16 protein-coding genes, 1 tRNA gene and 1 rRNA gene are annotated in these 26,258 nt (G+C 72.1%); 14 read left to right on the top strand and 4 right to left on the bottom strand.

Annotated features, from left to right (window positions below; translation table 11 throughout):
- Positions 1–136: 136 nt before the first annotated feature.
- Together rrf and ACFQ79_RS15175 are read left to right on the top strand one after the other, a co-directional pair.
- Positions 137–253 (top strand): 5S ribosomal RNA (gene rrf, locus ACFQ79_RS15170).
- A gap of 4 nt (positions 254–257) precedes the next feature.
- Positions 258–333: transfer RNA gene (locus tag ACFQ79_RS15175), tRNA-Thr, on the top strand.
- Between the two features lie 107 nt (positions 334–440).
- Here the strand turns inward: ACFQ79_RS15175 and ACFQ79_RS15180 are convergent.
- Positions 441–3,086: a SpoIIE family protein phosphatase gene (locus ACFQ79_RS15180; protein ID WP_383583180.1), complete on the bottom strand. Its 2,646-nt coding sequence runs from the start codon at positions 3,084–3,086 to the stop codon at positions 441–443.
- Between the two features lie 270 nt (positions 3,087–3,356).
- On the opposite strand from ACFQ79_RS15180, the gene ACFQ79_RS15185 reads away from it, so the two are divergent.
- The 9 genes from ACFQ79_RS15185 (at position 3,357) to ACFQ79_RS15225 (ending at position 17,754) form a co-directional block, all read left to right on the top strand.
- Entirely contained in the window at positions 3,357–8,840 is a 5,484-nt protein-coding gene (locus ACFQ79_RS15185; RefSeq protein WP_383583183.1) for a HAMP domain-containing protein, read from the top strand.
- 327 nt (positions 8,841–9,167) lie between these two features.
- Positions 9,168–9,842 (top strand): two-component system response regulator, encoded by a 675-nt coding sequence (locus ACFQ79_RS15190; RefSeq protein ID WP_017237733.1) that lies wholly within the window; start codon positions 9,168–9,170, stop codon positions 9,840–9,842.
- Between the two features lie 126 nt (positions 9,843–9,968).
- Entirely contained in the window at positions 9,969–12,806 is a 2,838-nt protein-coding gene (locus tag ACFQ79_RS15195) for a DNA translocase FtsK (RefSeq protein WP_383583185.1), read from the top strand.
- Positions 12,807–13,126: 320 nt separating this feature from the next.
- Positions 13,127–13,954, top strand: coding sequence for a helix-turn-helix domain-containing protein (locus tag ACFQ79_RS15200; RefSeq protein ID WP_383583187.1), 828 nt, complete (start codon positions 13,127–13,129; stop codon positions 13,952–13,954).
- A gap of 90 nt (positions 13,955–14,044) precedes the next feature.
- Positions 14,045–15,565, top strand: coding sequence for a 30S ribosomal protein S12 methylthiotransferase RimO (gene rimO, locus ACFQ79_RS15205; protein ID WP_383583189.1), 1,521 nt, complete (start codon positions 14,045–14,047; stop codon positions 15,563–15,565).
- Entirely contained in the window at positions 15,562–16,236 is a 675-nt protein-coding gene (gene pgsA / locus ACFQ79_RS15210; protein WP_383583193.1) for a CDP-diacylglycerol--glycerol-3-phosphate 3-phosphatidyltransferase, read from the top strand. The genes rimO and pgsA overlap by 4 nt, the downstream gene beginning before the upstream one ends.
- Positions 16,233–16,754 carry a CinA family protein gene (locus ACFQ79_RS15215; protein WP_383583195.1) on the top strand — a complete coding sequence of 174 codons (522 nt, stop codon included), beginning with the start codon at positions 16,233–16,235 and terminating at the stop codon, positions 16,752–16,754. The genes pgsA and ACFQ79_RS15215 overlap by 4 nt, the downstream gene beginning before the upstream one ends.
- Before the next feature lie 109 nt (positions 16,755–16,863).
- The gene (locus ACFQ79_RS15220; RefSeq protein ID WP_030326330.1) at positions 16,864–17,247 is read left to right on the top strand and encodes a helix-turn-helix domain-containing protein; all 384 of its coding nucleotides are present in this window, start codon (positions 16,864–16,866) and stop codon (positions 17,245–17,247) included.
- Between the two features lie 237 nt (positions 17,248–17,484).
- Positions 17,485–17,754 (top strand): hypothetical protein, encoded by a 270-nt coding sequence (locus tag ACFQ79_RS15225; RefSeq protein WP_383583197.1) that lies wholly within the window; start codon positions 17,485–17,487, stop codon positions 17,752–17,754.
- Here the strand turns inward: ACFQ79_RS15225 and ACFQ79_RS15230 are convergent.
- From ACFQ79_RS15230 to ACFQ79_RS15240, 3 genes are all read right to left on the bottom strand, one after another.
- Positions 17,702–18,472, bottom strand: coding sequence for an SDR family NAD(P)-dependent oxidoreductase (locus ACFQ79_RS15230; RefSeq protein ID WP_383583199.1), 771 nt, complete (start codon positions 18,470–18,472; stop codon positions 17,702–17,704). The genes ACFQ79_RS15225 and ACFQ79_RS15230 overlap by 53 nt on opposite strands.
- Before the next feature lie 32 nt (positions 18,473–18,504).
- The gene (locus tag ACFQ79_RS15235; RefSeq protein WP_383583201.1) at positions 18,505–19,338 is read right to left on the bottom strand and encodes a DNA-formamidopyrimidine glycosylase family protein; all 834 of its coding nucleotides are present in this window, start codon (positions 19,336–19,338) and stop codon (positions 18,505–18,507) included.
- An 85-nt stretch (positions 19,339–19,423) separates the two neighbouring features.
- Positions 19,424–24,073 carry a DEAD/DEAH box helicase gene (locus tag ACFQ79_RS15240; protein ID WP_383583203.1) on the bottom strand — a complete coding sequence of 1,550 codons (4,650 nt, stop codon included), beginning with the start codon at positions 24,071–24,073 and terminating at the stop codon, positions 19,424–19,426.
- A gap of 111 nt (positions 24,074–24,184) precedes the next feature.
- Here ACFQ79_RS15240 and ACFQ79_RS15245 point away from each other — a divergent pair, with 111 nt between their 5' ends.
- Genes ACFQ79_RS15245 through ACFQ79_RS15255 form a run of 3 tightly spaced genes read left to right on the top strand, consistent with a single transcriptional unit; the run spans position 24,185 to position 26,086 of the window.
- Complete coding sequence (locus tag ACFQ79_RS15245; RefSeq protein ID WP_383583331.1) at positions 24,185–25,030, top strand: AraC family transcriptional regulator; 846 nt, start codon at positions 24,185–24,187, stop codon at positions 25,028–25,030.
- A gap of 10 nt (positions 25,031–25,040) precedes the next feature.
- On the top strand, positions 25,041–25,781 hold the full coding sequence (locus ACFQ79_RS15250) for an AzlC family ABC transporter permease (RefSeq protein ID WP_383583206.1): 741 nt from the start codon (positions 25,041–25,043) through the stop codon (positions 25,779–25,781).
- Positions 25,778–26,086 carry an AzlD domain-containing protein gene (locus ACFQ79_RS15255; RefSeq protein ID WP_383583208.1) on the top strand — a complete coding sequence of 103 codons (309 nt, stop codon included), beginning with the start codon at positions 25,778–25,780 and terminating at the stop codon, positions 26,084–26,086. The genes ACFQ79_RS15250 and ACFQ79_RS15255 overlap by 4 nt, the downstream gene beginning before the upstream one ends.
- Positions 26,087–26,258: the final 172 nt, after the last annotated feature.

Genomic DNA, 26,258 nt, shown 5'->3' on the forward strand with positions numbered 1-26,258 from the left:
CGGATGTGGAAGCCCAGTAATGGGTGGAGCTGACCGGTACTAATAGGCCGAGGGCTTGTCCTCAGTTGCTCGCGTCCACTGTGTTAGTTCTGAAGTAACGACCGTGTTGTCATCCGGTTGGTTAACTTCATAGAGTTTCGGTGGTCATAGCGTTAGGGAAACGCCCGGTTACATTCCGAACCCGGAAGCTAAGCCTTTCAGCGCCGATGGTACTGCAGGGGGGACCCTGTGGGAGAGTAGGACGCCGCCGAACACCCGCCCTTTTAGCTCAGTCGGTAGAGCGTCTCCATGGTAAGGAGAAGGTCAACGGTTCGATTCCGTTAAAGGGCTCCAAGTAAGAAGGCCCCCGCCTATGGCGGGGGCCTTTTTGCGTTCCCGAGGGGGAGGGACGACGGATGGACGGACGGGCGGCGATCCCCCTGGGGGGATCGCCGGCATCGTCAGCGGTCGTCCGGTTCGCGGAGGCGCATGGCCAGGATGGCCATGTCGTCGGAGGCCGGGGCCTGCGCGAAGCGTTCCACCGCGCGGAGCACCCGGGAGGCGACCGCACCGGCTGTCAGGCCCGTACAGGTCTTGAGGACCTCGGCGAGGCCGTCGTCGCCCAGCATGCGGGTGCCCTCACGGCGTTCCGTCACGCCGTCCGTGACACAGAGCAGGACGTCGCCCGGGTCGAGCGTGATGGTCTCCTCGTACAGTTCGAGGTCCTCCATCACGCCGAGGAGGGGCTGGGGCTCGGCCGCGGAGGTCACCGTGCCGTCCGGGCGGAGCCGCAGGGGAAGCGGATGGCCGGCGCAGACGACCTTGAGGATCGCGGAGCCGTCCTCCTGGGGGCGCATCTCGCCGTACAGGAGGGTGAGGAAACGGCTGCGGGCGCCCTCGTCGAGGATCGCCGCGTTCAGGCGTTCCAGGACGGCCGGGCCGCCGAAGCCCTCGCGGGCCAGCAGACGGAGGGCGTGGCGGGCCAGGCCGGTGACGGCGGCCGCCTCGGGTCCCGTACCGCAGACGTCTCCGATGGCGAAGCCGTAGGCGCCGTCGCGGATCGGGAAGAGGTCGTAGAAGTCGCCTCCGACCTCGTTGCCCTCGCCGGCCGCGCGGTAGATGACGTCGACCTCGACACCCGGGATGTGGGGGAGGCCGGGCGGGAGGAGGCTGCGCTGGAGGGACTGGCTGATCGCCACGCGCTCCGAGTACAGCCGGGCGTTGTCCAGGGCCAGGGCGGCCCGGCGCGAGAGGTCCTCGGCGAGCTCCAGGATCTCCTGGCGGAAGTGGTCCTCCGAGGGACGGCCCAGGGTCAGCATGCCGATGACCCGGTTGCGGGCGACCAGCGGCAGGACGACTGTCTCGCCGGCGACCGCGCTCGCGGTGGCCAGGGTGGTGTCGATGCCGGAGGAGAGCGGGCTCGTCGGGTGGTCGAGGGCGCGGACCGAGGCGCTCAGGGCCGCGCGGTGGGCGGCGTCGCCCGGTGCGGTCCATACGCGGGCGCCGGGGGTCGGTACCGGGTCGGGAGGCGAGATGGAGGAGAGCAGGTCCTTGAGGCCGTCGATGCGGTCCTCGTCCTCGTGGAGCACGTACGAGAGGTACGGGTCGGAGGACTGGTCGGCGATCGTGTAGACCGCGCACCAGGTGGCGAGGGTCGGGACCGTCATCTGGGCCATCAGGGCCAGGGTCTGGTCCCGGTCGAGCGTGCCCGCGAGCAGGTCGGAGGCCTCGACGAGGAAGCTGAGGGAGCCGCGGCGGAGGCGTTCCAGCTCGCCGAGGCGGGCGGACTCGACGGCCAGGGCGATGCGGTCGGCGGCGAACTGGAGGCGGAGGGCCTCTTCGTTGGAGTAGCGGTTCGCGGTCTCGGCGGCGACGCCGAGGGAGCCGGTGAGCCGGCCCTCGACCTTGAGGGGCACGGTGACGACCGAGCGCATGCCGGTGCCTTCGAGGAGGGGGACGGCGCCGGGGACGGCGGCCAGGTCCTCGTGCACGGCGGGCATGCGTGCGGAGCCGTAGCGGCTGGCGCCGGTCTCCACGGGGACGCGGGCGAAGCGCTGGCGGGCGGCCGGGAGGCCGGTGGTCGCCCGTACCTCGAGTTCCGTCTCGTCGTCGGTGGCGAGGAGGAGGAAGGCGGCGTCGCCGTCGAGCATGTCGCGGGCGCGTTCGACCGTGCGCTGGAGCAGGCCGTCGAGGTCGTCGGGGGCGGGGGAGCCGATGAAGACCTCGAAGGGGTCCGTGGCGCGGTTCTCGGAGCCCGGCTCGGAGGCGGGGCGCTGCGGGGTCTGGAGGACGGCCCGTTCGTGCTCGCGCACCAGGAGGCAGACGGTGGAGGGCTCGCCCTGGGAGTCGCGGACGCGGAGGTGGGCGGCGTAGACGGGGATGACGCGGCCGTCGGCGCAGCGGATGCCGTAACTGCCCTCCCAGCGGGAGAGGCGGAGCGCCTCGGCGAGGCCGGTGCCGATGCCGGGGGTGTGGGGCCAGGCCGCGAGGTCGCCCAGGGGTTTGCCGGTGACCTGTTCGGAGGCGTAACCGAAGAGTTCCTCGGCGTCCTCGTTCCATGCGGAGATGGCTCCGCCGCGGTCGATCTGGACGACGGCGACGCGGACGCGGCTGTCGGTGACCGGGAGGAGCGCGTCCGGCAGGACGGGGCCGGCGGAGCGGGTGCCGACCGGGCGCTGGGCGAGGTCGAGGTGGAACCAGACGTGCTTGCGGGTGGGGGTGTAGTCGACGCCCCAGCGGTGGGCGAGGGCGGCGCAGAGCAGCAGGCCGCGGCCGTTCTCGCGGTCGGGGCTGCCGAGGGTGCGGCCGCTCTGGACGGGGATCTCGCGCTCGGGGTAGCGGTCGGCGACCTCGACGCGGATGCTGTCCTCCGAGCGGAGGCAGAGGACCTCCGCGGAGGTGCCGGCGTGGATGACGGCGTTGGTGACCAGCTCGCTGGTGAGGACGACCGCGTCGTCGACGAGTTCCGGGTGCCCCCAGCCCTGGAGGGTGTCCCGGACGAACGCGCGGGCGGCCGCGACGGACCGCCCGACGGGCTCGAAGCTGGCAGTCGCCCGCGCGGTGATCACAGCACTCCTCGTACGCGTCTCGACGCCCGGCTCTGCCATGCTCGGTCTGTCCCTCCCGCTGCCCGGTGGTCGTACGCGCACCACACCGCCCCTGCCGGGCGGACCGGGGCGGTTGGACAGTCGGAAGCCAGGTTACTTACCTTCACTGTCCGAGCGGATGCCGGTCATCGCTGAATCCGTCCCCAGGGGGTAGGGACGGATGTGCGAAGCTGCCGAACTGTTATCGCCTGGTTCGGTGGCGGTGAAACACTGGGCAGGCTACCGGCGGAAGCCGGAGCGGTACGGTCGACCCCTTTCGGGAGGGACACGGTGGAACCTGGCACGGCGGCGCGGCGCGGCGGAGGCAGCGGTACGCGCGCGAGGGGCGGGCGTTCCCGTGGGGGGACGGTACAGGTGGACGCGGCGGCGCTGGAGCGGCTGCTGGCCGCACTGGTGTCCATGCGGGACGGAAACCTCCGCAGGCGGCTGACGGTGTCCGGCGACGGGGTCATGGCGGAGATCTCCGCCGTGTTCAACGAGGTCGCGGACCGGCAGATGCATGTGACGGGGGAGCTGTCGAGGGTCCGCCGGGTGGTGGGACGCGAGGGCAAGCTGTCCGAGCGGCTCGAGGCGGGGGCCGGTGAGGGGGCGTGGGCGGCGGCGATCGAGGCCGCGAACGCGCTCGTCGACGATCTGGCCCGGCCGGTGTCCGAGGTGGGGCGGGTGCTCTCGGCGGTGGCCGAGGGTGATCTGGACCAGCGGATGGACCTGCGTTCGGAGGGTGCCGACGGGGCGGTCCGGCCGCTGCGCGGGGAGTTCCTGAAGGTCGCCCGTACCGCGAACAACCTCGTCGACCAGCTGTCGGTGTTCGCCTCCGAGGTGACCAGGGTCGCCGTCGAGGTGGGCACGGACGGCAAGCTGGGCGGTCAGGCGCAGGTGCGTGGGGTGTCCGGTTCGTGGAAGGACCTCACGGACTCGGTCAACACGATGGCGAACCGGCTGACGGCCCAGGTGCGGGACATCGCGCTGGTGACGACGGCGGTCGCGGACGGTGATCTGTCGCAGAAGGTCACGGCGAACGTGGCCGGCGAGATGCTGGAGCTGAAGAACACGGTCAACCGGATGGTGGACCAGCTGTCGTCGTTCTCCTCCGAGGTGACCCGGGTCGCCCGTGAGGTGGGTACGGAGGGCGAGCTCGGCGGTCAGGCCGAGGTGGCCGGGGTCGCCGGTGTGTGGAAGGACCTCACGGACTCCGTCAACACGATGGCGGGCAACCTGACCAACCAGGTGCGGGGCATCGCCGAGGTCACGACGGCGGTCGCCAACGGTGATCTGTCGCAGAAGGTGCGGGTGTCGGCGCGCGGTGAGATCGCGCAGCTGGCGGACACCATCAACCAGATGACGAAGACGCTGCGGATCTTCGCCGACGAGGTGACCCGGGTGTCGGGCGAGGTCGGTGCCGAGGGTCTGCTCGGTGGTCAGGCGCAGGTGCCGGGGGCGGCGGGGACGTGGAAGGACCTCACCGACTCGGTCAACACCGTCTTCCGGAACATCACCACGCAGGTGCGGGACATCGCGCAGGTGACGACGGCGGTCGCCAACGGTGACCTGTCGCAGAAGGTCACGGTCGACGTGGCCGGCGAGATGCTGGAGCTGAAGAACACCGTCAACACGATGGTGGACCAGCTGTCGGCCTTCGGTTCCGAGGTGACCCGGGTGGCCCGGGAGGTCGGTGTCGAGGGTCTGCTCGGCGGCCAGGCCGAGGTGAAGGGCGCGGCGGGCACGTGGAAGGACCTCACCGACTCGGTGAACACGGCCTTCCGGAACCTGACCGGTCAGGTGCGTGACATCGCGCAGGTGACGACGGCGGTCGCCAACGGTGACCTGTCGCAGAAGGTCACCGTGGACGTGGCCGGCGAGATGCTGGAGCTGAAGAACACCGTCAACACGATGGTGTCGCAGCTGTCGTCGTTCGCGGACCAGGTGACCCGGATGGCGCGGGACGTGGGCACCGAGGGCCGGCTGGGTGGTCAGGCGCGGGTGGACGGCGTCTCGGGGCGCTGGCGGGAGCTCACCGACTCGGTGAACTTCATGGCCGGCAACCTGACGTCGCAGGTGCGGCAGATCGCGCAGGTGACGACGGCGGTGGCCCGCGGCGATCTGTCGCAGAAGATCGACGTGGACGCGCGCGGCGAGATCCTGGAGCTGAAGAACACCATCAACACGATGGTCGACCAGCTCTCGGCGTTCGCCGACCAGGTGACCCGGGTGGCCCGTGAGGTGGGCACCGACGGGCGCCTCGGCGGGCAGGCGCAGGTGCCGGGTGTGGCAGGTGTGTGGCGCGACCTGACGGACTCGGTGAACGGCATGGCCGGGAACCTGACCACCCAGGTCCGCAACATCGCGCAGGTCGCCACGGCGGTGGCGCGCGGTGACCTGTCGCAGAAGATCGACGTGGACGCGCGCGGCGAGATCCTGGAGCTGAAGAACACCCTCAACACGATGGTGGACCAGCTCTCGAACTTCGCCGAGCAGGTGACCCGGGTGGCCCGCGAGGTGGGCACCGAGGGCATCCTGGGCGGTCAGGCCGAGGTGCAGGGGGTCTCCGGCACCTGGAAGGACCTCACCCAGTCCGTGAACTTCATGGCGAACAACCTCACCATCCAGGTGCGGAACATCGCCGAGGTCACGACGGCGGTCGCCAAGGGCGACCTGTCGAAGAAGATCACCGTCGACGCCCGGGGCGAGATCCTGGAGCTGGTGACGACCGTCAACACGATGGTCGACCAGCTGTCGAACTTCGCGGACGAGGTCACGCGGGTGGCCCGCGAGGTGGGTACGGAGGGCATCCTCGGCGGTCAGGCGCGGGTCCGGGGCGTCACCGGCACCTGGAAGGACCTGAGCGACAACGTCAACCTGATGGCCAACAACCTGACGAGTCAGGTGCGGAACATCTCCCGGGTCTCGGCGGCCGTCGCCAACGGCGATCTGACGAAGAAGGTGACGGTCGAGGCGCGCGGCGAGGTCGCCGAACTCGCCGACACCGTCAACACCATGGTGACGACGCTGTCGTCGTTCGCCGACGAGGTCACGCGTGTGGCCCGTGAGGTGGGCACGGAGGGCGAGCTGGGCGGCCAGGCACGGGTGCCGGGTGTCTCGGGCACCTGGAAGGACCTGACCGAGTCGGTGAACTCGATGGCCTCCAACCTCACCGGTCAGGTGCGTCAGATCGCGGCCGTCACCACGGCCATCGCCAAGGGCGATCTCACGAAGAAGATCGACATCGACGCGCGCGGTGAGATCCAGGAGCTGAAGAGCACCATCAACACGATGGTCGACCAGCTGTCGAACTTCGCCGAGGAGGTCACGCGTGTGGCCCGCGAGGTGGGTACGGACGGCCAGCTGGGCGGTCAGGCCCGGGTGCGCGACGTGGACGGCACCTGGCGGGACCTCACGGAGTCCGTGAACGAGATGGCCGGGAACCTGACCCGGCAGGTGCGGGCGATCGCCGCGGTCGCCACGGCGGTGACGCGGGGCGATCTGAACCTCAAGATCGACGGTGTCGACGCGGCGGGCGAGATCCAGGCCCTCCAGGAGAACATCAACACCATGATCGCCAACCTGCGCGACACCACCCTCGCCAACGAGGAGCAGGACTGGCTGAAGGGCAACCTGGCCCGCATCTCCGGCCTCATGCAGGGCCGGCGGGACCTGGACGACGTCGCCTCGCTCATCATGAGCGAGCTGACGCCCGTGGTATCGGCCCAGCACGGTGCCTTCTTCGTGGCGATGCCGACCGGCTCCGCCCACAGCGACGCCGAACTCGTCGGTGAGGGAGAGGGCTCGTACGAGCTGCGGATGCGCGGGAGTTACGGCTACTCCGCCGGGTCCATGCCGACCTCCTTCCGCCCCGGGGAGACGCTCATCGGGACGGCGGCCGAGGAGAAGCGGACCATCCAGGTCAACGTCCCGCCCGGCTATCTGAAGATCTCCTCCGGGCTCGGGGAGGCCGCGCCGGCGCATGTGATCGTGCTTCCGGTGCTCTTCGAGGGCAAGGTCCTCGGTGTGATCGAGCTGGCCTCCTTCCAGCCGTTCACGCAGATCCAGCGGGACTTCCTCAACCAGCTCGCCGAGCTGATCGCGACCACGGTGAACACGATCAGCGTCAACACCAAGACCGAGGTGCTGCTCCAGCAGTCGCAGGAGCTCACCGAGCAGCTCAAGGAGCGCTCGGCGGAGCTGGAGCACCGGCAGAAGGAGCTCCAGGGCTCCAACCTGGAGCTGGAGGAGAAGGCCGAGCTGCTGGCCCGGCAGAACCGCGACATCGAGGTGAAGAACACCGAGATCGAGGAGGCCCGGCAGGTCCTGGAGGAGCGGGCCGAGCAGCTCGCCGTCTCCATGCGCTACAAGTCCGAGTTCCTGGCGAACATGTCGCACGAGCTGCGCACCCCGCTCAACTCGCTGCTGATCCTCGCCAAGTTGCTCGCGGACAACGCCGAGACCAATCTGACGCCGAAGCAGGTCGAGTTCGCGGAGACCATCCACGGCGCCGGTTCCGATCTGCTCCAGCTGATCAACGACATCCTCGACCTGTCGAAGGTCGAGGCGGGCAAGATGGACGTCTCGCCGACCAGGATCGCGCTCGTCCAGCTCGTCGACTACGTGGAGGCGACCTTCCGGCCGCTCACGGCGGAGAAGGGGCTGGACTTCTCGGTGCGGGTCTCGCCCGAGCTGCCGGCCACCCTCCACACCGACGAGCAGCGGCTGCTCCAGGTGCTGCGCAACCTCCTCTCCAACGCGGTGAAGTTCACCGACACGGGGGCGGTGGAGCTGGTGATCCGGCCCGCCGGGATCGATGTGCCGCAGTCGATCCGCGAGCAGCTCCTGGAGGCCGGCTCGCTGCGCGATCCGGAGGCCGATCTGATCGCCTTCTCCGTCACGGACACCGGGATCGGGATCGCCGCGAGCAAGATGCGGGTCATCTTCGAGGCGTTCAAGCAGGCCGACGGCACGACCAGCCGGAAGTACGGCGGTACGGGTCTGGGGCTCTCGATCAGCCGGGAGATCGCGCGGCTGCTCGGCGGCGAGATCTTCGCGGCGAGCGAGCCGGGCCGCGGTTCGACGTTCACGCTCTATCTGCCGCTGAGCCCGACGGAGCTGCCGGCCGGCTACGGGCAGGGGGCGGCCGACGATCCGCAGCAGGGCGCCGAGGAGGGCGCTGCCGGGGCCGTGCACCCGTTCCCGCACTTCCCGCCGCCGCCCGTGCGGACGGAGGCGCGGTCCGGGGCGGGTGCGCTCTTCCGGCACCGGCGGAAGGCGGCCGCGGAGGCGACCGGTGCGCGGACGGCGGTGCCGGGGCAGTCCGGGCAGCAGGTCGCCGCCGGCCGGGCGGAGCAGGAGGCCGAGGTGGAGGCCGAGCCTCGCCGTACCTTCGGCTTCTCCGGCGAGAAGGTGCTCATCGTCGACGACGACATCCGCAACGTCTTCGCGCTCACCAGCGTCCTCGAGCAGCACGGACTCTCGGTCCTGTACGCGGAGAACGGGCGGGAGGGCATCGAAGTCCTGGAGCAGCACGACGATGTGACGATCGTCCTGATGGACATCATGATGCCGGAGATGGACGGATACGCGACGACGACCGCGATCCGGCGCATGCCGCAGTTCGCGGGGCTGCCGATCATCGCGCTGACGGCGAAGGCGATGAAGGGCGACCGGGAGAAGGCGATCGAGTCGGGCGCCTCGGACTATGTGACCAAGCCGGTCGACCCCGATCATCTGCTGTCCGTGATGGAGCAGTGGATGCGGGGGGAGTGAGTCCGTGCGGGGCCCGTGGTGCGGGGGGAACGCCTCCGTGCCGCGGGTCCGGCGTCGGCCGCCGCCCGGCTTCCGGCCTTCTGCGGCGGGCTGTCGCCACGGGGGTGTGAGAGCCCGGGATACGGGGAACCTTCTGGTCTCCCACCGCGTTTCAGGTACGTGCACAGTGACATCGCGGTGACAGGGTGTGGCGACGGGCGGGGTGCGGCTACGATGACCGGCACAAGGACGGACGGCGTTAGGGAGTCGTCTTCTGGGGCGGCGCCCGGTGCTTCCCCCGGTTCGGGGAGCCGGGGAGAGACGTTGCCGGGGCGAGGAGGACGGGGCATGGTGCAGAAGGCCAAGATCCTCCTGGTCGATGACCGGCCGGAGAATCTGCTGGCGCTGGAGGCCATTCTCTCCGCGCTCGATCAGACGCTGGTGCGGGCATCGTCCGGGGAGGAAGCGCTCAAGGCGCTGTTGACGGACGACTTCGCGGTCATCCTGCTCGACGTCCAGATGCCGGGTATGGACGGCTTCGAGACCGCCGCGCACATCAAGCGGCGGGAGCGGACCCGGGACATTCCGATCATCTTCCTCACCGCCATCAACCACGGCCCCCACCACACGTTCCGTGGGTACGCGGCCGGGGCGGTCGACTACATCTCGAAGCCGTTCGACCCGTGGGTGCTGCGCGCCAAGGTCTCGGTCTTCGTCGAGCTGTACATGAAGAACTGCAAGCTGCGTGAGCAGGCCGCGCTGCTGCGACTCCAGTTGGAGGGCGGTGGCGAGGGCGGTCAGGGCAAGGAGGCCGCCGGTCTGCTCGCCGAGCTGTCGGCCCGTCTCGCGGCCGTCGAGGAGCAGGCGGAGGCGCTGTCCAAGCAGCTCGACGACGACTCCGCCGACGCGGCCGCCGTCGCCACCGCCGCGCACCTGGAGCGCAAGCTCACCGGGTTGCGCCGGGCGCTGGACGCGCTGGAGCCGGGCACCGGCGCGGCGCCGACGCTGCCCGCCCAGAGCTGACACACCGTCACCGACGTGTCGGGTGCCCGACGTCCCGCGTGATGCGGCGTCAGCTTCGGGCCACCGCAGGAGCGACACGAACGGGTGAGGCGGACAGCAGGTCTTCACACCGGTAACCTCGGCATCATGGCTTCACGTACGTCCGGCAAGGGCTCCCAGGGCACGGCGGGCACCGCAAAGCCGCGCGCCGGCCGTACGACGGGCGCCGCGAAGAAAGCGGCACCCGCGAAGTCCCCCGCCAAGCCGCCCGCCAAGAAGGCGGCGGCCAAGAAGGCCGCGCCCGCCAAGCGCGCGCCCGCGCGGAAGACCGCGGCGAAGAAGCCCGCTCCCCGGCCCGCACCGTCCCCCACCGGGGGCGTCTACCGGCTCGCGCGCGGCGCCTGGCTCGGCCTCGCGCACGCCGTGGGGGCGATGTTCCGGGGGATAGGGCGCGGCGCCAAGGGCCTCGACCCGGCCCACCGCAAGGACGGGCTCGCACTGCTGCTCCTCGGCCTCGCGCTGATCGTCGCCGCGGGCACCTGGTCCAACCTCCGCGGACCCGTCGGCGACCTCGTCGAGATGCTGGTCACCGGTTCCTTCGGCCGGCTCGACCTGCTCGTGCCGCTGCTGCTCGGCGCGATCGGCGTGCGCCTCATCCTCTTCCCGGAGAAGCCCGAGGCCAACGGCCGGATCAGCATCGGGCTCTCCGCCCTCGTCATCGGGATCCTCGGCCAGGTCCACATCGCCTGCGGCTCACCCGGCCGCGGCGACGGCAGCGAGGCCATGCAGGACGCCGGCGGCCTCATCGGCTGGGCCGCGTCCCAGCCGCTCGTCTTCATGATGGGCGAGGTTCTCGCCGTCCCCATGCTGGTGCTGCTCACGCTCTTCGGGCTGCTCGTCGTCACCGCCACCCCGGTCAACGCGATCCCGCAGCGGCTGCGCGCCCTCGGCGCCAGGCTCGGCATCGTCGAGCCCGCCTACGACCCCGCGCGGGACCACCCCGAGGGCCACGGGAGCCCCTCGGGGGAGCACGACGAGTACGACGAGGAGTGGCGCGAGGCCCGGCCGCGGCCCCGTACCGCCCGGCCCGCGCGGAGCCGCGGCCCCGCGGATCCCTACGACGTGGAGCGTGCCGAGGCCGAGATGCTCGACCGGCGCAGCCGGCCGGCCCGCCGCCCCTCCCCGGAGCCCGCCTTCGACCACGGCCTCGACCCGGTGGACGTAGCCGCGGCCGCGGCGGCCGCGCTCGACGGCGCGGTGCTCAACGGCATGCCGCCCTCCCCGATCGTCGCCGACCTCACCAGGGACGTCACCGCCGACCGCAAGGCCGCCGTGGACGCCGCCGCGAAGGCCGCGGCCGAGGCCGCGGAGACGGCGGCCGCGGCCGCTCCCGTGCCGCCTGCCCGTGGCGGGGGCCCGCGGCCCGGCGGAGGCGTACCGGATCTGACCAGGCCGGCGCCCGAGCCGACCGACCTGCCGCCCCGGGCCGAGCAGCTCCAGCTGTCCGGCGACATCACGTACTCCCTGCCCTCGCTCGACCTCCTGGAGCGGGGCGGGCCCGGCAAGACGCGCAGCGCCGCCAACGACGCCGTCGTGGACTCGCTCTCCAACGTCTTCACCGAGTTCAAGGTCGACGCCGCCGTCACCGGCTTCACCCGCGGGCCGACGGTCACGCGGTACGAGGTCGAGCTCGGCCCCGCCGTGAAGGTCGAGAAGATCACGGCGCTGACCAAGAACATCGCGTACGCCGTGGCCTCACCAGACGTACGGATCATCTCGCCGATCCCCGGCAAGTCCGCCGTCGGCATCGAGATCCCCAACAGCGACCGGGAGATGGTCAACCTCGGCGACGTCCTGCGGCTCGCCGCCGCGGCCGAGGACGACCACCCGATGCTCGTGGCGCTCGGCAAGAACGTCGAGGGCGGCTACGAGATGGCCAACCTGGCGAAGATGCCGCACGTCCTGGTCGCCGGTGCCACCGGCTCCGGAAAGTCCTCCTGCATCAACTGCCTGATCACTTCGATCATGATAAGGGCGACCCCCGAGGACGTCCGGATGGTCCTCGTCGACCCCAAGCGGGTCGAGCTCACCGCGTACGAGGGCATCCCGCACCTGATCACCCCGATCATCACCAACCCCAAGCGGGCCGCCGAGGCCCTCCAGTGGGTGGTGAAGGAGATGGACCTCCGGTACGACGATCTGGCGGCCTTCGGCTACCGGCACATCGACGACTTCAACCAGGCGATCCGGGACGGCAAGATCAAGCTGCCCGAGGGCAGTGAGCGGGAACTCAACCCGTACCCGTACCTGCTCGTCATCGTCGACGAGCTCGCCGACCTGATGATGGTGGCGCCCCGGGACGTCGAGGACTCGATCGTCCGCATCACGCAGCTCGCGCGCGCCGCCGGCATCCACCTCGTGCTCGCCACCCAGCGGCCGTCCGTCGACGTCGTCACCGGCCTCATCAAGGCCAACGTGCCCTCCCGGCTCGCCTTCGCGACCTCCTCGCTCGCCGACAGCCGGGTCATCCTCGACCAGCCGGGCGCCGAGAAGCTCATCGGAAAGGGTGACGGACTGTTCCTGCCGATGGGTGCCAACAAGCCCGTCCGCATGCAGGGCGCCTTCGTCACCGAGCACGAGGTCGCGGCCGTCGTGCAGCACTGCAAGGACCAGATGACCCCGGTCTTCCGGGAGGACGTCACCGTCGGGACCCGGCAGAAGAAGGAGATCGACGAGGACATCGGCGACGACCTCGACCTGCTGTGCCAGGCCGCCGAGCTGGTCGTCTCCACGCAGTTCGGCTCCACGTCGATGCTCCAGCGGAAGCTGCGCGTCGGTTTCGCGAAGGCCGGCCGGCTGATGGACCTCATGGAGTCGCGGAACATCGTCGGGCCGAGCGAGGGCTCCAAGGCGCGCGACGTGCTGGTCAAGCCCGACGAGTTGGACGCGGTGCTGGACGTCATCCGGGGGCAGTCGGGCGAGTAGGCCGCGGCGGCGCGTGCGGCGTCCCGGGGGAGAGGGCCGGGGCGCGGAGCACGGAGCGCGTGACCCGGTCGGAGCAGGGCGGCGGGCCGGCCGGAGTACGTGGCCGGGGAGCGGGTACGCGATCGAGACCGGGCCGAGACTCACTCGTAAGGGAATGGAGGGCAACCGTTTCCCCTGGCCGTACGTCAAGTTGAGCGGAGGGACAGAAGGATGTCCCAGCCTCATGGCGTACAAACAGCACCCGCCCGGTTGCCCCACCCTTTCGTACCACCCATAGACTGAACGTCCAGCAGGTGGCTACACGCTCGAAAGGCGCTCTCGTGTCCATCGGCAACTCCCCCGAAGACGACCGGACCTTCCCGGCAGACGACCGGGACTCGATCGGTCGCGCTCTCCAGCAGACCCGCATCGCCGCCGGTCTCACCGTCGAAGAGGTCAGTGCCTCCACCCGTGTCCGGATTCCGATCGTGCACGCGATCGAGGAGGACGACTTCTCCCGCTGCGGCGGCGACGTCTACGCCCGCGGCCACATCCGCACGCTCGCGCGTGCCGTCGGCCTCGATCCGGCCCCGCTGATCGAGCAGTACGACGCCGAGCACGGCGGTCGTCCCGCGCCCACTCCCGCCGCCCCGCTGTTCGAGGCGGAACGCATCCGCCCCGAACCGCGCCGGCCCAACTGGACCGCCGCGATGGTCGCGGCCATCGTCGCCGTCGTCGGTTTCGTCGGCTTCACGATGTTCAACGGCAACGAGGCGCCCAAGGGCACCACCGCCGCGGACGGCGGACCCGCGCCGGCGCCGGAGAAGGCCACGTCCGCCGGCAAGCCGAAGCCGGTCAAGCCCGCGCCGCCGAAGCCCACCGAGAGCGCGATCGCCGCGGTCCCGCAGGACAAGGTGACGGTGAAGATGACCGCCACCGACGGCAAGAGCTGGATCTCGGCCAAGGCCGCCAACGGCAAGCTCCTCTTCGACGGGCTGCTCCTGGACGGCGAGTCCAAGACCTTCCAGGACGACGAGCGCATCGACCTGGTCCTCGGCAACGCCGGAGCGATCGAGCTCTACGTGAACGGCAAGAAGATCGACGACAAGTTCGAATCCGGCCAGGTCGAGCGACTGACGTACACCAAGGGTGACCCCGAGGCCGGCTGAGCCGCCCCTCCGGGCCCGTGATGTGGCCCCTGTCGCGCAGGTGAACCCTGCGCGACGGGGGAACGGCCGGGACGAAGTAGTCTTGAGTCCATGCCCGAACGCCGTACCGTCGCCCTTGTCACTCTTGGCTGCGCCCGTAACGAGGTGGACTCGGAGGAGCTCGCAGGCCGCTTGGCAGCGGACGGCTGGGAGCTCGTCGAGAACGCCGAGGACGCGGATGTCGCCGTCGTCAACACCTGTGGATTCGTCGAGGCCGCCAAGAAGGACTCCGTCGACGCCCTCCTCGAAGCCAATGATCTGAAGGACCACGGCCGCACCCAGGCCGTGGTCGCCGTCGGCTGCATGGCCGAGCGGTACGGCAAGGAACTCGCCGAGGCCCTCCCGGAGGCCGACGGCGTCCTGGGCTTCGACGACTACTCCGACATCTCCAACCGCCTCCAGACCATCCTCAGCGGGGGCAGTGTCGAGGCCCACACCCCGCGTGACCGGCGCAAGCTGCTGCCGCTCTCGCCGGTGGAGCGCCAGGCGGCCGCCGCCGCGGTCGCCCTCCCCGGCCACGGCGTCGTGGACGCACCCGCTGCCGCCGCCACCCCGGCCTCCGCCCCCGAGGACGTCCCGAGCGACCTGCCGGACGGTGTCGCGCCCGCCTCCGGGCCGCGCGCGCCGCTCCGCCGGCGTCTGGACGCCAGCCCCGTCGCCTCCGTGAAGCTGGCCTCCGGCTGCGACCGGCGCTGCTCCTTCTGCGCCATCCCCTCCTTCCGCGGCTCCTTCGTCTCGCGCCGGCCCTCGGACGTGCTGAACGAGACGCGCTGGCTCGCCGAGCAGGGTGTGAAGGAGGTCATGCTGGTCTCCGAGAACAACACCTCGTACGGCAAGGACCTCGGCGACATCCGGCTCCTGGAGAGCCTGCTGCCCGAGCTCGCCGCGGTCGACGGCATCGAGCGCGTCCGTGTCAGCTACCTCCAGCCCGCCGAGATGCGCCCCGGCCTGATCGACGTCCTCACGTCGACCGACAAGGTCGTGCCGTACTTCGACCTGTCCTTCCAGCACAGCGCCCCCGACGTGCTGCGGGCCATGCGCCGCTTCGGCGACACCGACCGGTTCCTGGAGCTCCTGGAGACCATCCGGGCCAAGGCCCCGACCGCCGGTGCCCGCTCCAACTTCATCGTCGGCTTCCCCGGCGAGACCGAGGCCGACTTCGCCGAGCTGGAACGCTTCGTCACCCACGCCCGGCTCGACGCCATCGGCGTCTTCGGCTACTCCGACGAGGACGGCACCGAGGCCGCCACGTACGAGCACAAGCTCGACCAGGACGTCGTCGACGCCCGCCTCGCCCACCTCTCCCGGCTCGCCGAGGAGCTCACCGCGCAGCGCGCGGAGGAGCGGATCGGAGAGACCCTTGAAGTACTGGTCGAGTCCGTGGACGACGAGGACGGCGTGATCGGCCGCGCCGCGCACCAGGCGCCCGAGACCGACGGGCAGGTGGTCCTCACCACGGCCGGCGGTACGAGCCCCGACCTGGCCCCGGGCCGTATGGTCGTGGCGAAGGTCGTCGGCACGGAGGGCGTCGACCTGGTGGCCGAGTGTCTTTTCGAGGAGGCAGGCAGATGACCGGAGTCCCGGCATCCGCGACGGGCGGGACCGGTAGGCCGGCGCCCCGCGGCAAGCTGGGCACGGCGGCCGTCAACCAGGCCAGCCTGTGGAACATCGCCAACATCCTGACCATGATCCGGCTCGTGCTCGTGCCGGCCTTCGTGCTGCTGCTCTTCCAGGACGGCGGTCACGACCCGGCATGGCGGGCCTGGGCCTGGGCTGCCTTCGCCGTCGCCATGATCACGGACGTCTTCGACGGGCACCTCGCCCGTACGTACAACCTGGTCACGGACTTCGGGAAGATCGCCGACCCGATCGCCGACAAGGCGATCATGGCGGCCGGACTGATCTCGCTGTCCTTGCTCGGGGACCTGCCCTGGTGGGTCACCGGCGTCATCCTGGCCCGCGAGCTGGGGATCACCCTGATGCGGTTCTGGGTGATCCGCCACGGGGTCATCCCGGCCAGCCGCGGCGGCAAGATGAAGACGCTCGCCCAGGGCACGGCGGTCGGCATGTACGTGCTGATGCTCACCGGGCCGCTCGCCACCCTGCGCTTCTGGGTGATGGCGGTGGCCGTCGTGCTGACGGTCGTCACCGGTCTGGACTACGTCCGCCAGGCGGTCGTACTGCGCCGCAAGGGGCTCGCCGCCGAGCGGGCCGCCGCGCGGTCGGAGGCGACGACGCGATGACCGAGGCCGCCCGGGTGCTGGCACTGCTGGCGGAGCGTGGTCACACGCTCGCCGTGGCGGAGTCGCTCACGGGCGGACTGGTGGCCGCGGAGCTCACCGGGGTGCCCGGTGCCTCGGTCTCCTTCCGGGGGTCCGTCACGGCCTACGCCACGGAGCTCAAGCAGGAGCTGCTCGGTGTCGACGCGGGCCTGCTCGCCGAGTGCGGAGCGGTGGATCCCGAGGTCGCGCTGCAGATGGCGGCCGGTGCAAGGGCCCGGCTCGGCGCCGACTGGGGGATCTCGACGACCGGGGTGGCCGGGCCCGATCCGCAGGACGGACAGCCGGTCGGAACGGTCTACGTGGCGGTCGCGGGACCCGCCGCGACGGGCGCAAGGGCCGGGAAAGTGGTCTCGTTGAGATTGAACGGCGACCGCGCGGACATCCGTAGAGAGAGTGTGCGGAGCGTGCTGGAACTGCTCCATGAGGAACTCTCGGGAAATGCGCGGGCACAGGATACGGAACACAACGGGGGGAATTGATGTTTGCAGCCCTGAGTGAACACGACATCGCTCCCCGCACGGCCGCAGCGCGAGGCGGTACGGTGGGGCGTGAAGGATGCGGCTACGCGGTCCGAGGAGGGAGCCACCGATGATTCTGCTCCGTCGCCTGTTGGGTGACGTGCTGCGTCGGCAGCGCCAGCGCCAAGGCCGTACTCTGCGCGAAGTCTCCTCGTCCGCCCGAGTCTCGCTCGGCTATCTCTCCGAGGTGGAGCGGGGGCAGAAGGAGGCTTCCTCCGAACTGCTCTCCGCGATCTGCGACGCGCTGGACGTACGGATGTCCGAGCTCATGCGTGAAGTGAGCGACGAGCTGTCACTGGCCGAACTGGCCGAGTCGGCAGCGGCGAGCGAACCGGTGCCGACGCCGGTGCGCCCGATGCTCAATTCGGTGTCGGTGACGTCGGTGGGCCGTGTGCCCACCGAGCGGGTGACCATCAAGGCGCCCGCGGAAGCGGTGGACGTCGTCGCCGCCTAGTCATCGCCGTACGAAGCGATACGGGTCGAGCCCCGGTTGGTGTCCCCTGAGGGGCGCCGGCCGGGGCTTTTCTCGTGCCTCCGCGCCATGGGGGCGATTTGTCTGAGATGCCGGGTTCCGGTGCCTCGTGCCATGGTGGGGGGAACGTACGACTGGGCCGTGTGCGCCGGGTTTGCCTCCGGTGCGCCCTCCCGCAGGGTGATCCTGCCGGTCTAGCGTCGACGGCAGGAGGCGGCCATGGTACGGCGACGGATGCCGCCGGCGACGCTCGCGCTGGTCGCGATCGGGCTGGTGGCCGGGGGGCTCTGGTGGTGGGCGGTGCTGCGCCTGCTCCTGGTGCCGGGGGAGGCCGGCACGGTCGAGGGCGCGGTGGCGGCGGGCGGCTGGGGGCTGAGTCTGCTGCCGGTGCACGTGGCCGCCTCCTCGGGGCGGCCGGGGATCCTCGCCCGGCGGGTCACCAGGGCATCGCGACGCCGCCGTTGGGGCGCAGGATCTGGCCTGTCGTGAACGCGGACGCGTCGGAGGCGAGGTGCAGGACGGCGTGCGCGATGTCCTGGGCCTCCCCGACGCGGCCCAGCGGTGAATGACGGATCATCGCGGCCTCCGCCTGCTCCTGGGCGGCCGGCTCGTGCCGGTCCGTCATGGGGGTGCGGATCCAGCCCGGGGCGACCGCGTTCACCCGGATGCCGTGCCGGCCCGCCTCCGTCGCCAGCGTCTTCGTCAGCTGGACGACAGCCGCCTTGGTCACGCTGTAGCAGAGCAGGCCGGGGCTGGCGGAGTCCATCGCGCCCGAGGCCATCGTGACGATCGAGCCGGGCACGCCGGCCTCGATCATCGAGCGGGCCGCCTCCTGGCAGGCGTAGAGCACGCCCTTGAAGTTGACGGCGAGGACGCGGTCCAGGTCCTCGTTGCGGGTCTCCAGGACCGAGCTCGTGTGCATGATCCCGGCGATGGCGGCCATGACGTGGAGGGGGCCGGCCGCACGGACGGCGGCGGCGAGGGCGGCGCGGTCCGTGACGTCCAGGGGGTGCGCGTGCGCGGTGCCGCCCTCGCGGGCGACGAGGGCGACCGTCTCCTTGAGGCCGGGCTCGTCGCGGTCCGCGCAGTGCACGGTGGCGCCGGCCTGGGCGAGGAGCACGGCGGTGGCGCGGCCGATGCCGCCGGCGGCGCCGGTGACGAAGGCGGTGCGGTGGGTGAGGTCGTAGGCGGGGAGGGTCGTCGTCATGTTCGGACCGTACGACCGGATCTGACGGACCGTCAATTAGGAGGGGCGGGAGGACTGGACGGATTCGGTGCCGGAGAGGCGTCGGTGGGGCCGCGCTGGCAGCCGGGGCACCAGTACGTGACCCGGTCGCCCAGCTCCGCCTTGCGGATCACGGCTCCGCAGCGGAGGCAGGGACGCCCCGCGCGGCCGTAGACGTGCAGCGGGGTGCCGGGGCGGCGGGTGGTCGTGGTGCGGCGGTCGGGGCGGTCCTTGTTCGCGTCCAGGAGGCGATGGGCGGTCGCGACCAGACGGGCGGGGACATCGGCGCCGAGGTCGCCGACCGGGAGCCAGGGGGTGACTCCGGCGAGGAAGGCGAGCTCCGACTTGTACACGTTGCCGATGCCGGCCAGGTTCCGCTGGTCGAGCAGGGCCTCGCCGAGCGGCCGGGCGGGATCGGCGCCGAGGCGGCGCGTGGCCTCCTCGGCGTCCCAGTCGGGGCCCAGCAGGTCCGGGCCCAGATGGCCCACCGCGTCCGCCTCGTCCGCGGTGCGGATCAGCTCCAGGACCGGGAGACGGTAGCCGTACGCGGTGTGCTCGGCGTTTCCGAGGATCGCGCGGATCTGGTGCTCCGGGCCGCCGTGCGGGCGGGCCCCGGTGGCGTACACGCGCCAGGCGCCGTCCATCCGCAGGTGGGAGTGGAGGGTGAGGCCGCCCTCGATGCGGGCGAGGAGGTGCTTGCCGCGGGGGGTGACGTCGAGCAGCGCCCGGCCGGTCAGGTCGGCGGTGGCGAAACGGGGGACTCGGAGGTCCGCGCGGGTCAGGGACCGGCCTGCCAGGGCGGTGTGGAGGCGGTGGGCGGTCTGCCAGACGGTGTCTCCTTCGGGCACGGTTCCATGATGCCGGGTGGCTGGGGTCTTGGGTGGGTGCGGGTGTGGGAGCCGGTGCCGCTCTCGGTGTGGGTCCAGGTGTCGCCTACGCGCGGAGGCGGAGGCCTCTCGGGGTGGCGACGAAGCCCGCTTTCTCCAGTGGGGCGGCAAGGGGGGACGTCAGGGACGTCGCTCCGTTGATGCGTTCCACCGTGACCGTGCCCAGGGTGCCCGCCTTCGCGGAGGTCGCCAGGGCCTCCGCCGCGGCCTTCAGGGCGGGATCGTCCGGATCCGACGGCCAGGACAGGAGCGTCTTGCCGCCTCGCTCCATGTAGAGCGTGAGCTCGCCGTCGACCAGGACCACCAGGGCGCCCGCCTTGCGCCCCGGCTTGTGGCCGGCGCCGGTCGGGGGCTCCGGCCAGGACAGGGCCGCCCCGTAGGCGTTCGCCGGGTCCGCCGCCGCCAGGACCAGCGCGCGCGGGCCCGCCGCGGCCTCTGCGCCGCGGTCGCGGGCCGTCGCGGCGGCCCGGAGGCGGTCCACCGCCCCGTCCATCGCGAACTGGGCCGCGCCGAGACCCTCGACCACATAGCCGCGCCGGGCCTGCCCGCTGTCCTCGAAGGCGGCCAGGATCCGGTACGTGGCGGAGAAACCGCCCTCCACGCCCTCGGCCGCCACCGCGCCCCGGGTGACGACGCCGTGCCGGTCGAGGAGGGTGCGGGCGAGGGCGTGCGCCCGGTGGGTCGCTTCCGGCTCCGGCGGGGGGAGCAGGGACCAGCGGCCGGAGACCGTGGGCGGGCCGGTGCGGGAGGCGGGACGGGCGGCCGCGGTCAGCGTGCCGTACCGGCCGCGCGGGACCGTGCGACGCGCGCGGTGGGCGGTGGAGCCGGCCGTGCGGCCCGAGCCGAGGAGCGCGCGCAGCGGGGCCAGGGTGTCGTTGGTCAGGCGGCCGGACCAGGCCAGGTCCCAGAGGGCGTCCGCCAGCTGCGGGTCGGTGGCGTCCGGGTGGGTGGTGGCCCGGATCTGGTCGGCGATCTGCCGGAAGAACAGGCCGTACCCGCCGGAGAGTGCCGTGAGCACCGACTCGTGCAGCGCGGACAGCTCCAGGGGGTGCGGTTGCGGGAGGAGCAGGGGTGCCGCGTCCGCCAGGTACAGCGAGACCCAGCCGTCCTTGCCGGGCAGCGCCCCGGCCCCCGCCCAGACGACCTCGCCGGTGGTCGTCAGCTCGTCGAGGAGCGCGGGGGAGTAGTCGCGGACCCGGGACGGAAGGATCAGCTTCTCCAGGGCGGAGGCGGGCACGGGTGCGCCCTGGAGCTGCTCGATCGCCCGGGCGAGGCCGTCGATGCCGCGCAGGCTGCTGCTCCCCAGGTGCTGCCACTGCGGCAGGAAGGTGGCGAGCGCCGCCGGGGGCACCGGTTCCAGTTCGTGGCGCAGGGCGGCGAGGGAGCGGCGGCGCAGCCGGCGCAGGACGGTGGCGTCGCACCACTCCTGGCCGATGCCCGAGGGGTGGAACTCGCCCTGGACGACGCGGCCCGAGGCGGCGAGCCGCTGGAGGGAGCCGTCGGTGACGGCCGCGCCCAGGCCGAAGCGGGTGGCGGCCTGGGAGGAGGTGAACGGGCCGTGCGTCCGCGCGTACCGCGCGAGGAGGTCGCCCAGCGGGTCCTTGACCGGCTCGGTGAAGGCCTCCGGCACGCCGACCGGCAGGGCCGTTCCCAGGGCGTCCCGGAGCCTGCCCGCGTCCTCGATCGCCGCCCAGTGCTCCCGGCCGCCGATGCGCACCCGGATCGCGCGGCGGGCGGCCCCGAGCTCGGACGCCCACACCGCCTCGGCACCGCGCTCCGCCAGCTCGGCATCGGTGAGCGGGCCCAGGACCCGCAGCAGGTCGGCGACGCCTTCCATGTCCTTGATCCGCCGGTCGTCCGTCAGCCACTGGAGCTCCCGCTCCAGCTCCGTCAGGACGTCCGCGTCGAGCAGCTCGCGCAGCTCCGCCTGACCGAGCAGTTCGGCGAGCAGCCGGGAGTCCAGGGAGAGCGCGGCCGCCCGCCGCTCGGCGAGCGGGGAGTCGCCCTCGTACAGGAACTGCGCCACGTAGCCGAAGAGGAGCGAGCGGGCGAACGGGGACGGTTCGGAGGTGGTGACCTCGACCAGGCGGACCCGGCGGGCCTCGATGTCTCCCATCAGCTCGGTCAGGCCGGGAAGGTCGAAGACGTCCTGGAGGCACTCGCGGACGGCCTCCAGGACGATCGGGAAGGAGCCGAACTCGCTGGCCACCTGGAGGAGCTGGGCGGCGCGCTGACGCTGCTGCCAGAGCGGGGTGCGCTTGCCGGGGTTGCGCTTGGGCAGCAGCAGGGCGCGCGCGGCGCACTCGCGGAACCGGGACGCGAACAGCGCGGAGCCGCCCACCTGATCGGTGACGATCTGACCGATCTCGCCCTTGTCGAAGAGGGCGTCGGCCGCGCCGACGGGTGCCTTGTCGGCGTCGAAGGTCGTGTCGAGGTGCCGTCCGGGGTCGACCGGTTCGTGGTCGAGGAGGTCCAGGCCCATGTCCAGGCCCATCAGGTCGGCGTCCGGGAGACGCAGCACGATGCCGTCGTCCGCGTGCATCACCTGCGCGTCCATGCCGTACCGCTCGGCGAGCCGCGCGCCGAGCGCCAGCGCCCATGGGGCGTGCACCTGCGCGCCGAACGGGGAGTGGATGACGACCCGCCAGTCCCCGAGCTCGTCCCGGAAGCGCTCGACCAGGATCGTCCGGTCGTCGGGCACGTGACCGCAGGCCTCGCGCTGCTCCTTGAGGTACGCCAGGACGTTCTCCGCGGCCCAGGCGTCCAGGCCGGCGGCGAGCAGCCGCAGCCGCCCGTCGTCGTCCGAGAGGGCGCCGACCTCACGGAGGAACGCGCCCACCGCCCGGCCCAGTTCGAGCGGGCGGCCCAGCTGGTCGCCCTTCCAGAACGGCAGCCTGCCGGGCACCCCGGGCGCCGGCGTGACGAGCACCCGGTCCCGGGTGATGTCCTGGATCCGCCAGCTGGTGGTGCCGAGGGTGAACACGTCGCCGACCCGGGACTCGTACACCATCTCCTCGTCGAGCTCGCCGACCCTGCCCCCGCCCTTCTTGGGGTCCGAGCCGACGAGGAACACCCCGAAGAGGCCCCGGTCGGGGATCGTGCCGCCCGAGGTGACGGCGAGCCGCTGCGCGCCCGGCCGCCCCGTGACCGTGCCGGCGACCCGGTCCCAGACCACGCGCGGGCGCAGTTCGGCGAAGGCGTCCGACGGGTAGCGGCCGGCGAGCATGTCGAGCACGCCCGTGAACGCCGATTCGGGCAGCGAGGCGAACGGCGCCGCCCGGCGCACCAGGGCGAGCAGGTCGTCCACCTGCCAGGTGTCGAGCGCGACGACGGCCACCAGCTGCTGGGCCAGGACGTCGAGGGGGTTGGCGGGGATGCGCAGGGACTCGATCGCGCCCGTCCGCATCCGCTCGGTGACCACGGCCGCCTGCACCAGGTCGCCCCGGTACTTGGGGAAGACGACGCCCGTCGACACCGCGCCGACCTGGTGCCCGGCGCGGCCCACGCGCTGGAGCCCGGAGGCCACCGAGGGCGGCGACTCGACCTGCACGACCAGGTCGACCGCGCCCATGTCGATGCCCAGCTCCAGGCTGGAGGTGGCCACCACGGCGGGCAGCCGGCCCGCCTTCAGGTCCTCCTCCACCTGGGCCCGCTGCTCCTTCGACACCGAGCCGTGGTGGGCGCGGGCGAGCAGCGGCGGAGCGCCCTGGGCCGCCCCCGACTGGGCCATGATCTCCGCCGGGGGAGCACCTTCGGGGAGGGGTTCGCCGGTCGCCCGCTCGTACGCGATCTCGTTCAGCCGGTTGCACAGGCGCTCGGCGAGCCGGCGGGAGTTGGCGAAGACGATCGTGGACCGGTGGGCCTGGACGAGGTCGGCGATCCGCTCCTCGACGTGCGGCCAGATCGACGGCTTGTCGCCGCCGTCCTTGCCCTCGGAGGCGGGGGAGCCCCCCAGCTCGCCCATGTCCTCGACGGGGACGACGACGGAGAGGTCGAACTCCTTGCCCGAACGCGGCTGCACGATCTCCACGGCGCGCCCCGGCGACAGGTAGCGGGCCACCTCGTCCACGGGCCGCACCGTGGCCGACAGGCCGATCCGGCGCGCGGGGCGGGGCAGCAGCTCGTCGAGCCGCTCCAGGGAGAGGGCCAGATGCGCGCCCCGCTTGGTGCCCGCGACCGCGTGGACCTCGTCCAGGATGACCGTCTCCACGCCCGCGAGGGCCTCGCGGGTGGCGGAGGTCAGCATCAGGAACAGCGACTCGGGCGTGGTGATCAGGATGTCCGGCGGGCGGGTCGCGAGCGACCTGCGCTCGGCCGGCGGAGTGTCGCCGGAGCGGATCCCGACCCGGATGTCCGGCTCGGGAAGCCCGAGCCGCACGGACTCCTGCCGGATTCCGGTCAGCGGCGAGCGGAGGTTCCGCTCGACGTCCACGGCGAGGGCCTTGAGCGGCGACACGTACAGCACGCGGCAGCGCTTCTTCGGCTCGGCCGGCGGCGGTGCGGAGGCGAGCCCGTCGAGGGAGGCGAGGAAGGCGGCCAGGGTCTTGCCCGAGCCGGTCGGAGCGACGACGAGCACGTCGGAGCCCGCCCCGATGGCGGTCCAGGCGCCCTCCTGCGCCGCCGTGGGCGCGGTGAAGGCCCCGGTGAACCAACCGCGGGTCGCGGGGGAGAACGAGTCGAGCGCGGACCTGACCATGTCCCCCATCGTGCACCCCGGCACTGACAACCGCCCGGACCTGGGGATATCCGGACCGGGATGTCCGGACGCAGCACGGCGGGCCCCACGGCCCTGCCGCAGAATGGAGACATGGCGAGCGGGGAGCGGGCACGGTACTGGCAGTACTCCGAGCTGCCCGGGGTCGACCTGCTGCACGCCCACTACATCCACAAGGCCTTCGCCCGGCACACCCACGAGACCTTCGTCTTCGCCGCGATCACCGAGGGCGTCGAGGCCTTCCACTACCGCGACGACCTCGTCCACGCGGGCCCCGGACAGATCGCCCTGGTGAATCCCGACACCCCGCACACCGGGCACGCGGGCGTGCCCGAGGGCTGGACGTACCGGACGATCTACCCCGACGCGGAGATCGTCCGTTCGATCGCCGCCGACACCCTCGCCCTGCGCGGCTCGGTCGGCTTCACCACGCCCGTCGTCGACGATCCGCACGCCGCCCGGCTCGTCGTCGGCGTCCACCGGGCAGCGGAGGAGGGCAACGCCCTCGCGGCCGACAGCCTGCTCCGGCTGGTCACCGCCCGCATGCTGCGCAGCCACGGCGGGATCGTCACCCCGCTCCCGCCCCGCTCCGCGGGCGCCCGGAACGCGGCACGCGCGCGTGCCGTCCTGGAGGACCGCATGATCGAGCCGCCGACCCTGGAGCGGCTCGCCACGGACCTCGGCACCAGCCCCTTCGCCCTCCTCCGGGCCTTCCGGGACGCGTACGGGATGCCGCCGCACACCTGGCTGACCGACGCGCGCGTACGCCGGGCCAGGCAGCTGCTCGACACGGGGACGCCGCCGGCCGAGGCGGCCGCGGCCGTCGGCTTCACCGACCAGTCGCACCTCAACCGGCATTTCACCCGCAGCGTCGGGGTGCCGCCCGGGGCGTACCAGCGCGCAAGAACGTACAAGACCCGACCTCCGGAGCTGCCGTAACGTCCCTGACGTGGCAGAACAGACAGCACCTCCCGTCATACGCGACGGCACACCGACCAAACCCGACGCGACCGTCGTCCGCGACGCCCTCGGGGTCGGCGTCGCCGTCGGGCTCTCCGGCTTCGCCTTCGGCGTGACCTCGGCGGGCTCCGGACTCAGCGTCCTCCAGACCTGTGTCCTCAGCCTGCTCGTCTTCACCGGCGCCTCGCAGTTCGCCCTGGTCGGAGCGCTCGCCGCCGGCGGCAACCCGTTCACGGCCGCCGCCGGGGCCTTCTTCCTGGGCACCAGGAACGCCTTCTACGGGCTGCGGCTCTCGCAGCTCCTCGCCGTGCCGAAGGCCGTGAGGCCGTTCGCCGCGCACTGGGTGATCGACGAGACCACGGCCGTCTCCCTCGCGCAGCCGACCCGCCGGGCCGCCCGCATCGGCTTCACCGTCACCGGGCTCACGCTGTACGTCCTGTGGAACGCCACCACCCTCCTCGGGGCGCTCGGCGCCGAGGCGATCGGCGACACCGCGGCCTGGGGGCTCGACGCGGCCGGACCCGCCGTCTTCCTGGCCCTGCTCGCCCCCATGCTGAAGTCCGCGACCGAGCGGGCCACCGCCGGGATCGCCGTCCTGCTCGGCCTCGGGCTGCTGCCCGTGCTGCCCGCCGGCGTCCCGGTCCTCGCGGCGGCCCTCGCCGCGCCCCTGGTGCTCTGGTTCCAGGGCCGCCGGATGGGTCCCGCCGGACGAGAGAAGGACTCCCGATGAACGTCTGGATCGCGATCGCCCTCACCGCCGCCGGGTGCTACCTGGTGAAGCTGGCAGGCCTGCTCGTGCCCGCCGGGGCGCTGGAGCGCCCGCTCGTCCAGCGGCTCGCCGCGCTCCTCCCCGTGGCGCTGCTCGCCGCGCTCACCGCGCAGCAGACGTTCAGCACGGGCGGCGCCGTCGTCCTGGACGCCCGCGCCGCAGGCCTCGCCGCGGCGGCGGTCGCCCTCGTCCTCCGCGCACCGTTCCTGGTCGTGGTGGGCGCCGCCGTCGCCGTCACCGCGGGGGTACGGGCGCTGGGCTGGTGACGGCCGGCGAAGGGACTTCGCCGGAGGGCCGCCGTGACTGCCCGGCTTCCGAGGCCCGTACTCGCCCGGCCTTCGAGGAGCCCGTGCTCGCCCGGCTTCCGAGGCCCGTACTCGCCCGGCTTCCCAGGCCCGTACTCGCCCGGCTTCCGAGGCCCGTGCCTGCCCCGCCTTC

The organism is Streptomyces sp. NPDC056480 (genome assembly GCF_042795405.1).
Classification (GTDB): domain Bacteria; phylum Actinomycetota; class Actinomycetes; order Streptomycetales; family Streptomycetaceae; genus Streptomyces.

Excerpts from the sequence above, each read along its gene's own strand:
- ACFQ79_RS15220 (WP_030326330.1), top strand. The coding sequence starts at position 16,864 with ATGATTCTGCTCCGTCGCCTGTTGGGTGACGTGCTGCGTCGGCAGCGC.
- ACFQ79_RS15245 (WP_383583331.1), top strand. The coding sequence starts at position 24,185 with ATGGCGAGCGGGGAGCGGGCACGGTACTGGCAGTACTCCGAGCTGCCC.
- ACFQ79_RS15195 (WP_383583185.1), top strand. The coding sequence starts at position 9,969 with ATGGCTTCACGTACGTCCGGCAAGGGCTCCCAGGGCACGGCGGGCACC.
- ACFQ79_RS15215 (WP_383583195.1), top strand. The coding sequence starts at position 16,233 with ATGACCGAGGCCGCCCGGGTGCTGGCACTGCTGGCGGAGCGTGGTCAC.
- ACFQ79_RS15230 (WP_383583199.1), bottom strand. The coding sequence starts at position 18,472 with ATGACGACGACCCTCCCCGCCTACGACCTCACCCACCGCACCGCCTTC.
- rimO (WP_383583189.1), top strand. The coding sequence starts at position 14,045 with ATGCCCGAACGCCGTACCGTCGCCCTTGTCACTCTTGGCTGCGCCCGT.
- pgsA (WP_383583193.1), top strand. The coding sequence starts at position 15,562 with ATGACCGGAGTCCCGGCATCCGCGACGGGCGGGACCGGTAGGCCGGCG.
- ACFQ79_RS15255 (WP_383583208.1), top strand. The coding sequence starts at position 25,778 with ATGAACGTCTGGATCGCGATCGCCCTCACCGCCGCCGGGTGCTACCTG.
- ACFQ79_RS15225 (WP_383583197.1), top strand. The coding sequence starts at position 17,485 with ATGGTACGGCGACGGATGCCGCCGGCGACGCTCGCGCTGGTCGCGATC.
- ACFQ79_RS15240 (WP_383583203.1), bottom strand. The coding sequence starts at position 24,073 with ATGGTCAGGTCCGCGCTCGACTCGTTCTCCCCCGCGACCCGCGGTTGG.
- ACFQ79_RS15180 (WP_383583180.1), bottom strand. The coding sequence starts at position 3,086 with ATGGCAGAGCCGGGCGTCGAGACGCGTACGAGGAGTGCTGTGATCACC.
- ACFQ79_RS15190 (WP_017237733.1), top strand. The coding sequence starts at position 9,168 with ATGGTGCAGAAGGCCAAGATCCTCCTGGTCGATGACCGGCCGGAGAAT.